The sequence below is a fragment of the Bacillus sp. JNUCC-22 genome (assembly GCF_018861275.1).
GTDB classification, from domain to species: domain Bacteria; phylum Bacillota; class Bacilli; order Bacillales; family Bacillaceae; genus Bacillus; species Bacillus velezensis.
This window is the reverse complement of record NZ_CP076408.1, coordinates 613,275-625,616: the sequence shown is the minus strand read 5'-3', so window position 1 is coordinate 625,616 and position 12,342 is coordinate 613,275. Positions and strand designations below refer to the sequence as shown.

Below are 12,342 nucleotides of genomic sequence, written 5' to 3'. Positions count from 1 at the left end.
AATCTCTCCGTCAATCAGAAAAAGCAAGAATCAGTGTCCTTGCTTTTTAAGATGGTCTATTTTAATAGCTGTAGTGTCCGGATACTTTTCCTTTGCTTAACGGATATCCGAGCGCTTTGAACGCTTTCGGGCTGACATCCAATACGGCATTCGGCATACGGCCTACATCATTTTTGTATACGGTGATAACCTTTTTCGGTTTTGCTTTTGCATAAGCTCTGATTTTCGTTCCGTTTCTCGGAACGTCAAATCCTAATTTTGTCGCGCAATCCCAGTGTCCCAGTTTTTTACCGGACGATCCTTTTTTACCGACTCCATTATACCATGTAATATTTCCGTTCACTTTTTTAGCACTTGCATCAGAAGAGTAACTGATCGCTCCCAGCGTGCTTCCTGCTAAAATCAATAAGGCTAAGAATAACTTCTTCAAGCTTTCGTCCTCCTGATTCTTTATTCTAGGCAAAATTATACACTAAGAAGACGATTATAATATTTCAATCACTTTACATGTTCATTACAACGTGATGAGACATGCACACAACGAAGACACAATTCCCCGTTCTATATAATTCCATGGTAAATTATACTACAAAATTTAATTCATTAGCGTTATAATATTCATAGAGTATTTCTGCATTCAATATGGACTTTTTATAAGGCCTATTGATAGTTGCATAATATGATATTTTTTGAGAAATCAGGCTTTAGGAAGCAAGCACTTTATTCCTTTTAACCGTGGTTCATATTGATCATGTACCTATACTCGTTTCAATCAGACTAGGAGTGATAATCAATGAAAGCGGCAAGATGGCACAATCAAAAAGACATTCGAATCGAAAACATTGATGAACCTAAAGCAGAACCGGGTAAAGTCAAAATTAAAGTCAAATGGTGCGGGATTTGCGGAAGCGACCTTCATGAATATTTGGGAGGCCCGATCTTTATTCCGGTCGGCAAACCTCATCCGTTAACAAACGAAATGGCGCCCGTCACGATGGGCCACGAATTCTCAGGAGAAGTCGTGGAAGTGGGCGAAGGCGTCAAAAATTACAGCGTCGGCGACCGTGTCGTCGTAGAACCGATTTTTGCCACACACGGACATCAGGGAGCCTATAACCTTGATGAACAAATGGGATTCTTAGGCTTAGCCGGAGGCGGCGGCGGATTTTCTGAATATGTATCCGTTGACGAAGAATTGCTGTTTAAGCTTCCTGAAGAGCTTTCTTACGAACAGGGCGCGCTTGTTGAGCCGTCAGCGGTAGCGCTTTACGCCGTCCGCCAAAGCAAATTAAAAGCGGGCGACAAGGCGGCAGTTTTTGGCTGCGGACCGATCGGGCTGCTTGTGATTGAAGCCCTGAAAGCGGCCGGCGCCACAGATATTTACGCGGTTGAACTTTCACCGGAACGTCAGGAAAAAGCGAAAGAACTCGGCGCTATCATCATTGATCCGTCAAAAACGGACGATGTCGTTGAAGAAATCGCTAAACGCACAAACGGCGGCGTTGATGTTTCTTATGAAGTAACAGGCGTTCCTGTCGTTCTCCGCCAGGCGATCCAGTCAACAAACATTGCCGGTGAAACGGTTATCGTCAGCATCTGGGAAAAAGGAGCGGAAATTCATCCGAACGATATCGTCATCAAAGAACGGACCGTAAAAGGCATTATCGGATACCGTGACATCTTCCCTTCCGTTCTTGCACTGATGAAAGAGGGCTACTTCTCAGCAGATAAGCTCGTCACGAAAAAAATCGTGCTCGACGATCTGATTGAAGAAGGCTTCGGCGCTTTAATCAAAGAGAAAAACCAAGTGAAAATCTTAGTCAAACCGAACTAAACCGTTCAGCTGAATATCAGACACATCCGAAAAAGAGCCGTTCCGGCTCTTTTTTTCATCTCTTCGTCTTTCCTTCCTTTTCCTTTTAAAAATGATCCCCTCTGCGCAAACTATTTTTCACCCTGTCCCGTCTATCCTTAGGCAGCAGCCTATGATACGTATTTTTAAAAAAGGAGCCCTTTGAAGCAATGAAGAACGAAACAGCCAAAGCGTCGCTTGTGACGTGCATAACTGAGCGCAAGGAAGACTTTTACCGGCTTGCGTACAGTTACGTAAAGAACAAGGATGACGCGTTAGATATTGTTCAGGAATCAATTCAAAAAGCGCTGACATCGGTCGAATCCGTCAAAAACCCCGATGTGATCAAAAGCTGGTTTTATAAAATTTTAGTGCGCACGGCCATTGATTTTCTCCGCAAACAGAAAAAACTGAAAGTGATGGACGATGAAACGATCGAGTTTTTAAGCCGCGGAAAGGAAGATCACTACAAAGACACGGACCTTCATGAAGCGCTTGATGACCTGCCGCATCAATATAAAACCATTATCATTCTGCGTTTCTTTGAAGACCTGAAATTAGAAGAAATCGCGGACATCACGGGGGAAAACATCAACACCGTCAAAACACGCCTTTACAGGGGGCTGAAGCTCATGCGCATTCAGCTGACAAAGGAGGATCTTTCTTAATGGAAAAGAGATTAGAACAATTAAGAGAAGAGTATAAAAGTGTGCCCATTCCTAAGGAACTGGACAGCATTGTCGAAAAAGCCCTTCAGCAGAAACCGAAGAAAAAACGAATCGTGATGTGGCCGACATCCGCGGCAGTCGCTGCGGCCGTCTTATTTACCGCCGTTGTCAATATCAACCCGGATGCCGCACAAGCCATGTCTAAAATCCCCGTCATCGGCAAAGTCGTCCAGGCCATCACATTCACGGAGATGAAGGAAGAAAAGAACCAATCAAGCATTGATGTGAAAACGCCCGCTCTGTCCGGACTTTCCGATCATAAACTCGAAGACAGCATCAACCGGCATTATATGAAAGAAAGCAAAGAGCTGTATCAGGAATTTATGAAGGCGACCTCAAAAAGCAAAAAAGGCCACCTCAGTATTTACAGCGATTATGAAACCGTTACTGACACAGCGGATTTGATCTCAATCCGCCGTGATATCGAAAAAACACAAGCTTCATCTTATACGCAAAGCCGTTACATCACGATTGATAAAAAGAATGAGGCCGTGCTTACGTTAAAGAGCTTATTTAAAGATGACCGTTATATTAAAGTCATCAGCCAAAATATTAAAGAACAAATGAAAAAACAGATGAAAGAAGATCCGAATAAAATATACTGGGTCGAAGATGATGATATGACGGAGCCTTTTAAAGCCATCCGCGCCGACCAGAATTTTTATATTACAGATAAGCACAAACTTGTTATTTCATTTGATGAATACGAAGCGGCACCCGGATATATGGGCGTTACAGAGTTTACAATACCGACCTCCGTCATCTCTAAGCTGCTTGTCGGAGACCGCTATATCAGATAAAGAAAGAAAAAAATCCATGATATCCGCAGATCATGGATTTTTTCTTTCGTCCCGCAACAGCCAAGATGCATAAGGGACCCTTTTCATATAACAGACGCCGGACAGGGGCTGAAAAGTTTAAGAAAATCACAGCATTTCATTCATTTTTTCTGAAACAAAATCCCCTTCCGAATGCGTCTAATTAACGGAACAAATGGAAGACTGTACAGAAATCTGCCATAGCCATCCGCAAAACAGCGAGAATTTCCGCACACATTATTGGAGGAATACCATGTCAGACAAGTCACTGCATCACCGCTATATTCCCGGACTGGATGGACTTCGCGCCTTTGCCGTCCTCGCAGTTATCGCATATCATCTGAATTTTAACTGGGCCGACGGCGGTTTCATCGGTGTTGATATCTTTTTTGTTTTATCGGGGTATTTAATTACATCTATTATATTGCCTGCCCAAGGCAATGCCATCACCCTTGATTTGCGTGATTTTTGGGTACGCCGGATCAGACGGCTTCTGCCGGCGGCTTATCTCATGATTATCACGACGGTCATTTGGGTCGTATTGTTTAACAGCGAGCTCCTGCATACCGTACGCGGAGATGCGGTCTCCTCACTTTTTTACATAAGCAATTGGTGTTTTATCTTTCATCAACTTTCTTATTTCGACAGCTTCGGCTCCCCTTCGCCATTAAAAAACCTTTGGTCGCTGGCGATTGAAGAACAGTTTTATATCATATGGCCCTTCCTGCTGCTTGCGGGAATGTACATATGTAAAACACGGGCCCGGCTTGCGGCCGCGGTCATGTTCCTCGCGTTATGTTCGGCAGTCGTAATGAGTATGATGTATGTGCCCGGCGGAGATCCGAGCCGCGTTTATTACGGCACGGATACCCGCTCATTTGAATTGCTGATCGGCTGCGCTTTAGCTTTAGTGTGGCCGATGAAACGATTATCTTCCAAACGGCTGCCGAGCAGCATGAAACACCTGCTTCACGGGACGGAGCTTGCCGCTTTTGCCGCGCTGCTGCTTTGCGTCTTTTACACGGATGAATATGAACCCTTCCTGTACAAGGGCGGCATGCTTTTGATCAGCATCACCGCAGCGGTTCTTGTCGCATGTTTATGCCATCCGAGCAGCTTTTTGGGACATGTTCTTTCATGGAAGCCGCTTCGCTGGATCGGAACGAGATCATACGGAATCTATCTTTGGCATTACCCGGTTATCGTACTGAGCACACCCGTGCAGGAAATCGGAAATCCGGTTTATTGGCACTGCGCCGTCAGAATCGGCGCCACTTTCATTCTTGCCGAGCTATCTTACCATTTCATTGAACAGCCGATCCGCACTGCGGGCTTCCGGCCATTTTTACGCCGCGTGTTTCTGAACCGCTTTCTGGAATGGAAGACGTCCTCTGTCATCAGCAGAATGTCGCTCGGCCTTATTCTTGCCGCCATTCTCGTATTTGCGGGCGGGCTGTCAGGAATAGCCGAGGAAAAAAAACAGCCGCAATGGACGTACGCGCAAAATGATCAGCAAGAAACCGCCGCCTCTTCGCACAAGACGGCCGATCACGATCAACCGGCAAAAGAAGATGACAGCAAGAAAAAACACAGCGGCGAAAAAACAGACACCGCGTCAGACAAAAACAAGAAAGAACCAACAGACAAATCAAATACAAAGAAAAACGAAGAGAAAAAGGAACGGTCATCTCAAAAAACGGCTGATCCAAAACAAACACAGCCTCAGCAAGACGTGCTGGCCATCGGTGACTCGGTGATGCTGGACATAGCGTCATACCTGCGGCAGTCCCTCCCTCATGTCACCATCGACGGAAAGGTAGGAAGACAAGTCTCTCAAGCACTCCAGCTCACTTCGGAATATGCGTCATTTAATCAGCCGAACAAAGCGGTCATCATCGAGTTAGGGACGAACGGCTATTTCACAAACAGCCAAATTGAATCACTGATCAGCTCCTTTTCAAAAGCCGATATCTATCTTGTCAACACACGTGTGCCGCGGCAGTGGGAAAGCAAAGTAAACGAGTCATTGCGCCGGCAGGCCGAGTCACGGAAAAATGTGACGCTTGTCGATTGGCACGCAAAAGCATTGCAGCACCCTGAATATTTCACACCGGACGGCGTCCATCTCATACCTGAGGGATCAAAAGCGCTGACATCCCTCATCGTTCAAACAATGAAATCATGACAAAAAAAAGAGGCCCAAAAAAGGCCTCTTTTTCGTATATCGTCACGCAAGTTTCTGTCCGCAATTCGGACAAAAATTCGCGCCTTCCGTTTTCGTTCCGCAGTTCGGACAGAATTTCGGCTTAGCCGCTCCTTCCGAGCCGTTTGCCGGTGCCGTCCCCTGATCCTGCTGACTTTGATCTTGCTGCGGCTGGTTCTGCTGATTTTGGTTCATTCGGTTCATCATTTGATTTGCCACATTCATTCCCATCATCATGCCCGCCATGTCTGAGGCGGCGCCGCTTCCGTTCATTTTGCCGGATGACATTCCGTCCGTCATGGAAATCTGCTGATAGCGGTTCACATCGCCCACCATACCGTAAGAAGCATTTTTCGTAATCATATCCTGAACTTCCTGCGGATAGTTAAAGCTCATAATATTGAAGCCCGTAATCGACATGCCGTCTCCGATCAGCTGCATATCAAGATCTTCTTGAATCCCTTTTCCGATTTCAAAGGAATTCGACTGCAGATTGAACATGTCTTTTCCTTCTCTGGTGATCCATTTCATCAAAAGCTGATCGAGAATAGACGTAATCCGGATTTTAATGTCCTCCACTAAATAGCTGTCTTTGACACCCGCAATCTTATCAATCAATCCGATGTAGTCAATGACCTTGAAGTTAAATGTGCCGTTTGCGCGGATCGGCATACCGCCCGGCATACCTGCCGCCGGAATGTTGATGGCGTTTTTTGTGCCCCACTTCACGGTGAACTCCTTCGTATTCACAAACAGCACTTCAGCCCGCATGCCGCTGTTAAAGCCAAACTTAAACCCTTTTAGTGTAGATAGAAACGGAATGATTTCTGATTCGATATCATAATCGCCGTCATCACGGAAAATCCCTTCAATTTTCCCGTTGTATAAAAAGATGGCATCCTGCCCCGGCCGGATGATCAGACGGCTGCCTTTTTTAATTTCACGGTTGTTCCATTTATAGAAAACCATGTCGTCTCTGAATTCTTCCCATTCCACCACATTTGCTAACTGATTTCTGAAAAAACCCATGTATGCTCAAATCCTTTACATATAATTTAAAAACTACCCTTGCTTCCGCTGTAACTCGTGCCGCCCCTCGTGACTCCGCCGTCATTGTCATTATCTTTATCAGGCTTTTTTTCTCTTGTAACGTCGGTTCGGATATATGTGTCGTGCTGGCTCAGCACTTCAGACGTATCGTGATCCATATACGTGCTGCCGGTGACGGTGACCTTGCCGCCGGAATTGTACACCATCACAGTGACGGCGATTCCGGCCGCGGCTGCGGCAATAATGAGCTGAAACCACCATGTGAGCAGCAGATTGTCAGACTTGTCGTCCGGGCTTTTCCCCATATCTTTATAAGCCAACTTGATGTAGGTCTGAAACGCCTTTTCATAATGGCCTGCGGAAATATCTGACGAGATTGTATTTCTGATCGTATTCAGCCGGCTGTTATTCAAATACGTCTCCGCCTTTTTATATCCGGAGATAAATACTTCCCGATTTTTCATATCAATGGTCAAAATCGCCGTGCTTCCGCTAAAATGACTGTCATAAAAATCACCGGCGTACTGCTCGATGTCCTTACCGCCCGTTCCGTTTGCGGTCAGAATGATAAAATCGGTATGGCGCTTTGCCCCGAGCTTCCCGGCCAATTCCTCAAGTTTCTTCGTTTCATCCTTCGTTAATAAATGAGCATTGTCATAAACATATTGCTTCTGTTCCGCGGCAGACGCCGATGTATGTAAACCAAAAGACAGCATCAGAAAAAGGACGAAGCAGAAGAGACACGCTTTTTTTATCGATACTTTCATCAAAAACCGCCTCCTATCATAAGTGAGACGAGTCTTAATGCTAAAAACGCACCGGCGGTTATGCCGCCGAACCACGCGGCCACTTTTCCGGCACTGATCGGCGGTTTGCCGACAACCTTGCCCGTCTGCCCGTTCATCGCAAAAATGTGTTCAGCCCGCTCATAGTCGTAGCTGACCATCCAGACCGGAAGCAGTACGTAAAAGCTGCTGATTTTATCGGTCTGAATCTGCTCATCCGTAATGTCAGCCGTCGTATATCCGGAGAAGGTGGATCTGATATAAGAATCAATATAATGGCTGATTTTATCCTTCGCCCGCGGAAAGAGATCGTCATCGGTATAATTGTACTTTTCCGCTATATATCCCGCTAAATAGGCAGTATTAAACTCCTTCAGCTCACTGTATGAGTAAGGCTCCAATTTGTCCATTAATTCATCATTCATTTTTTCTGAAGCGTCGACCGGAATTTTGAGATAATCAAGATTGATATCGCGGTACGCGTTGTAATATTCGGTCTCCGTCACCCGGTATTCTCCATCTTCATAGTGATGCACTCTCGTACAAACGGCATTGACCTGAACCTTGCTGTTTAAATCAAACATCCAAAACGGCACGTACATGCCCGTTATGCTCTTCACCCGATCGGCAGACATAAATCCTTTCGGTGTCAGCCGGCCGTTTCGGCACCACTTTTTAAAAGCGCTCATGGCTTCTTCTTTACTGATCGTAAAAGGAATCACCATCGAAGGCGCGAGATTTCCCGATAATCGGTCGGCGAGAACGGCGGCTCCTCCGCAAAACCCGCACGTCGTGGCCGTCGTTTCCGCCTCAGTCATTAATACCGCGCCGCAATTCTCACAGCGGTACTCGTTCGCCTCATTTTCTGAAAATCTCGTCGTTATATACTCTTTTGGCAGGCTCTCAATCTGATCCTGCCGCCCGCAGCTATGACATGTCAGCATGCCGGATGAACTGTCAAAGACCATATCATCGCCGCAGTTCGGGCATTTATAAGAAATGATCATTCTGTTTCTCTCACTTTCTCTTTATATCGGACAAAGCTGCAGCCCGCTGTCTATTGATCTTTACTGAAAAGCATTTTCTGCTTGAGCGCCGCCAATTCATCATCGACACTGCTTTGATTGCTGTCATATTTAGCCGTCAGATCGTCAATATCGTCTTTCGGAGACGCGTTCAGCTCAGCCATCGCATTGGCATGATCAAGCGCTTGGTTGACCTTGTCTTCCATTCTGCCGAAAGCTGTCATCGATTGGCCCGCATTTGACACAGAGGACCCCAATTTGTTCATTCTCTCCTGCGTCTTTGCCACAGACCACTTCGCTTTGATGGCATTTCGGCGCGACTCAAGCTCTCCGATATCAGCGACAAGCTTGTCATGCATTTTGCGCATTTGAGACGCGTTGGAAAAAGCGAGCTGATAAGCCGTCTGCAGCTCAGTCAGTCTTGATTCAACAGCCGCTTTCCTTTCCAAAAACGTCCGCGCATCGGCTTCATTGCCGGCCTGCAACGCTTTCATCGCATAACTTTCCATCTTTTCGGCATCAGCCTGGCATTCTGTTAACGCTCTTTTCGCCCGCTGTTCCTCAGCCATGACAGAAGCCGTCTCCGCTTTCACTTTTCCTAAATCACTGTTCAGATTCCGCAAATATTGATCAACCATTTTTTCAGGGTTTTCAGCTTTGTCCAGCAGCGCATTGATATTGCTTGACATGATGTCTTTAAATCTTCCTAAAATACTCATTTTTCATTTTCCTCCCAAAATTAAATAGTAACAAGTTCATAGTTATCTATACTGTTTTTTTCGAAAAAAGTTTCATTTTCTCATAAATTTATGTATTTTATATGAAAATAGTCTCATTCAGCCCATTTGTGCCGGCGGAAATTCTTTACGACCAGATACAGTGAGAACAAAAAATAAATAAAAAGCCCGATCATCAACCCGCTCACTAACGGATAATGCTTCGCCGCATACACAAAGAAATCCAGCTGCGAAATCTGTTCCGGACTTGTAATCGTATCCGTCCCATTCAAAAGCTTTGAAAATTTCGCCGTATCATTCCAATCAAACGAATCAGAAACAAGCTCACTCCCCTGGTACCAATTGACAGCGGCGAGACAAAGAAAACAAAAAACAGAAAACGCGCATTGCACAATAAGAAAAACATGTTTCATGAAAAACATTCCTCCGCGGTTCAATATCATAGAACGTCACACTGTACATGACGGCAGCAGCAGAAACTTGGTTTTACTCAGAACTGATAAAAACGTGATTGTATGTACTTCACATCGGTTCAATTTACTGGATGCCTTTCTAAAGTATACCTTATATCGAAAAGGGTTTCAGGCCTAAATAAAAGAGGATGCTTCCCGAAGTCCGATGACTTTCAAGAAGCATCCTCCATATTTTACAGTGATACTTCAACCTCTTTTAAACTCGGCAAAGCATCGATCGCACCGATTTTGGTGCACACGAGCGCCCCCACCTTATTGGCAAATGAGACAATATCACGCAGCTTCGCAAAATCATCGGCTGCCGTCTGAATCTCATCGGTGCGTGCCAGCTGATACAGCGCCGCGCCGACAAACGCATCCCCCGCTCCCGTTGAGTCTATTGATGTCACCGGAATGCTCGGAATGATGTCAATATCCTTCCCATTTGAAAGAAGGGTCCCGCTTTTCCCGAGTGTCACCGCCACAATACCGGCCCCGAGCTCATGAAGAACCGCAACACCTTCTTTATGATCCTTCGCACCGCTGATGATCTCAAGCTCTTCGTCACTGACTTTCACAAAATCACTTACGGCAACGGCTTTTTTTGCGGTGTTTATAAACTCTGAAACTCTTCCTTTCCATAAATCCTCACGGTAGTTAGGATCGAAGGAAATAAACTGTCCATTATCTTTCGCAATCGACATCAGCCGTAAATAGGCTGAGCAAAACGGATCAGATAACAATGCTGTCGCTGATCCGAAATGAACGATTTTCGCATCGTTTACCTTTTCCAGATCAATATCATCCAGCGTAAACAAAGCGTCCGCTCCTCTGTTAAACACAAAGTCGCGCTCCCCATTTTGTTTTAATGAAACAAACGCAAGCGTTGTAGGCGCTTTCTCATCCATGACGAGCATAGAGGTATCGACATGTGCGGCGTCCAATGTCTGCTTCAGAAAATACCCGAACGGATCTTTGCCTGTTTTTCCGCTGAAAGCCGCGTCTCCGCCCAGCTTAGCAATGGCTGCCGACACATTCGCCGGTGCGCCGCCGGCACTTTTTAAGAAATTACGCCCTTCCGTCAAATCAACATCCACATCGGTACAAAAGAAATCAATTAACAATTCTCCAATACAAATAACAGATTGGCTTCCCACATTATCACACTCATTTATCAATTCTCGATTATAGTTTCAGTATAGTGCTTTCTGTCATAAATACAACCGTTTACATAGAATATTTTAAATTTTACGTATACTTATCTGGCAGCCCTTTGCTCCAGATCAGACATCATCTGCTGATATTTTTTTTCAGTTAAAGGATAAAAAGAAATAAGAATAATAGACAGCAGAATGAACAATCCCGGAATGAGCGCATTCATATTTTTAATCGCATTCAATGACGAGGCCGTCTGATCGGTATTCGCGGCATATCCGGCGATTCCGAGATAAACGGCCGAAAATGACCCGGCTAACGCAACTCCGAGCTTATTGATGAAACTCATGCTCGAGATCACCACGCCATCAGCCCGGACTCCGGTTTTCCATTCCGCATAATCGACACAATCGGCAACCATTCCCCAAGCAAGCGTATTTAAAGGCGTCGTGAAAAATCCCGAAACGAAAAGCCAAAAGAAAATAAGCGGCAGCGAAGAATACGATGTAAACTGAAGGCCCGCATAAGAAATCAGCGATAGCGCCGCCGTGATGATCATAACCTGCTTCCGGCCCCGCTTCTCAGAAAAGAAAGGAATAAACAGATTGCTGATCAGCGCTGCGCCGAAAAACAACACGGTTCCTAAAAACACAAATTCCTTATGGCTGACGTTATACGTAAAATAGTACACCATCGTACTGAGCTTAATGTTAAACCCAATCGCAAACGCCAAAAATGCAGAAACCAAAATGAGCAAAGGCTTGTTTCGGAACAAAACAGACAACGTCTTTTTCACTCCTTGTTTTTTTCTTTTTTCAGGCTGAATCCGTTCCCGCACAGTAAAGAAGCTGAACAGATTCAATGCGATGCTCACCGCCGCATAGATGAGCGCCGTCATCTGAAATCCAAACGCCTGATCTTTCCCGCCGATGGCGTCCGCAAGCGGTGTCGCACAGGAAATCGATAACAGAATTCCGATATAAACCAAAATCATCCGGGTCGTCGTCAGAACCGTCCGTTCCTCCACGGAATTCGTCATCCGCCCCGTTAAGCTGTTGACCGGAATCGTCTGCATGCTGAAGGACATCCCAAGCAGAATATAAGTGATGTACGCATAAACCATATTCCCCGTTTCGCCGAAATGAGGGGTCGTGAAGCATAAGAACGTAAATAGCGCAAAAGGAAACGCCACCCACAAAAGATACGGCCTTGCCTTTCCCCATCTTGTATTCGTCTTGTCTAAAATCACGCCCATAATCGGGTCAAAAATAGCGTCCAGCACCCTTACGATAAGAAACAAAGCTGCGATGACCGCAGGCTTAATGCCGCCGACATCTGTATAGTAGAATAATAAGTATGCGTTTACAAACTGAAAGATAATATTGTACGACATATCGCCGAATCCGTAGCCGATCCGTTCCATCCAGGACAGGCCGCGATATTTCGTCTTTACTGCCGCTGCTTTTTCTGTTTCAATCATTATTTCCCACCCCAAGAATCCGTTTTCATTTTTGATAGGCAAGAGGGAGAATGCAAA

12 protein-coding genes are annotated in these 12,342 nt (G+C 45.5%); 4 read left to right on the top strand and 8 right to left on the bottom strand.

Annotation, left to right across the window (positions count from 1 at the left end; all coding sequences use genetic code 11):
* Positions 1-61: 61 nt before the first annotated feature.
* A complete protein-coding gene (locus JNUCC22_RS03285; RefSeq protein WP_029326162.1) occupies positions 62-430 on the bottom strand; it encodes a septal ring lytic transglycosylase RlpA family protein in 369 nt (122 codons plus the stop codon).
* A 363-nt stretch (positions 431-793) separates the two neighbouring features.
* Here JNUCC22_RS03285 and JNUCC22_RS03280 point away from each other — a divergent pair, with 363 nt between their 5' ends.
* From JNUCC22_RS03280 to JNUCC22_RS03265, 4 genes are all read left to right on the top strand, one after another.
* Positions 794-1,834: a 2,3-butanediol dehydrogenase gene (locus JNUCC22_RS03280; protein ID WP_007408876.1), complete on the top strand. Its 1,041-nt coding sequence runs from the start codon at positions 794-796 to the stop codon at positions 1,832-1,834.
* 188 nt (positions 1,835-2,022) lie between these two features.
* Complete coding sequence (locus JNUCC22_RS03275) at positions 2,023-2,520, top strand: RNA polymerase sigma factor SigV (RefSeq protein ID WP_003155802.1); 498 nt, start codon at positions 2,023-2,025, stop codon at positions 2,518-2,520.
* Positions 2,520-3,380 carry an anti-sigma-V factor RsiV gene (gene rsiV / locus JNUCC22_RS03270; RefSeq protein ID WP_007609813.1) on the top strand — a complete coding sequence of 287 codons (861 nt, stop codon included), beginning with the start codon at positions 2,520-2,522 and terminating at the stop codon, positions 3,378-3,380. The genes JNUCC22_RS03275 and rsiV overlap by 1 nt, the downstream gene beginning before the upstream one ends.
* A gap of 271 nt (positions 3,381-3,651) precedes the next feature.
* Entirely contained in the window at positions 3,652-5,583 is a 1,932-nt protein-coding gene (locus JNUCC22_RS03265) for an acyltransferase family protein (RefSeq protein ID WP_216062122.1), read from the top strand.
* Between the two features lie 42 nt (positions 5,584-5,625).
* Here JNUCC22_RS03265 and JNUCC22_RS03260 read toward each other — a convergent pair whose 3' ends face one another.
* The 7 genes from JNUCC22_RS03260 to JNUCC22_RS03230 form a co-directional block, all read right to left on the bottom strand.
* Entirely contained in the window at positions 5,626-6,630 is a 1,005-nt protein-coding gene (locus JNUCC22_RS03260; protein ID WP_072588856.1) for an SPFH domain-containing protein, read from the bottom strand.
* Between the two features lie 26 nt (positions 6,631-6,656).
* A complete protein-coding gene (locus JNUCC22_RS03255) occupies positions 6,657-7,418 on the bottom strand; it encodes a TPM domain-containing protein (RefSeq protein ID WP_072588855.1) in 762 nt (253 codons plus the stop codon).
* Positions 7,418-8,443 carry a TFIIB-type zinc ribbon-containing protein gene (locus tag JNUCC22_RS03250; protein ID WP_047935395.1) on the bottom strand — a complete coding sequence of 342 codons (1,026 nt, stop codon included), beginning with the start codon at positions 8,441-8,443 and terminating at the stop codon, positions 7,418-7,420. The genes JNUCC22_RS03255 and JNUCC22_RS03250 overlap by 1 nt, the downstream gene beginning before the upstream one ends.
* A gap of 50 nt (positions 8,444-8,493) precedes the next feature.
* Positions 8,494-9,180, bottom strand: coding sequence for a PspA/IM30 family protein (locus JNUCC22_RS03245; RefSeq protein ID WP_072588854.1), 687 nt, complete (start codon positions 9,178-9,180; stop codon positions 8,494-8,496).
* 113 nt (positions 9,181-9,293) lie between these two features.
* A complete protein-coding gene (locus JNUCC22_RS03240) occupies positions 9,294-9,611 on the bottom strand; it encodes a YjdJ family protein (protein ID WP_012116976.1) in 318 nt (105 codons plus the stop codon).
* A 233-nt stretch (positions 9,612-9,844) separates the two neighbouring features.
* Entirely contained in the window at positions 9,845-10,807 is a 963-nt protein-coding gene (locus JNUCC22_RS03235; protein ID WP_072588853.1) for a carbohydrate kinase family protein, read from the bottom strand.
* Positions 10,808-10,908: 101 nt separating this feature from the next.
* Positions 10,909-12,285 carry an MFS transporter gene (locus JNUCC22_RS03230; RefSeq protein ID WP_216062121.1) on the bottom strand — a complete coding sequence of 459 codons (1,377 nt, stop codon included), beginning with the start codon at positions 12,283-12,285 and terminating at the stop codon, positions 10,909-10,911.
* Positions 12,286-12,342: the final 57 nt, after the last annotated feature.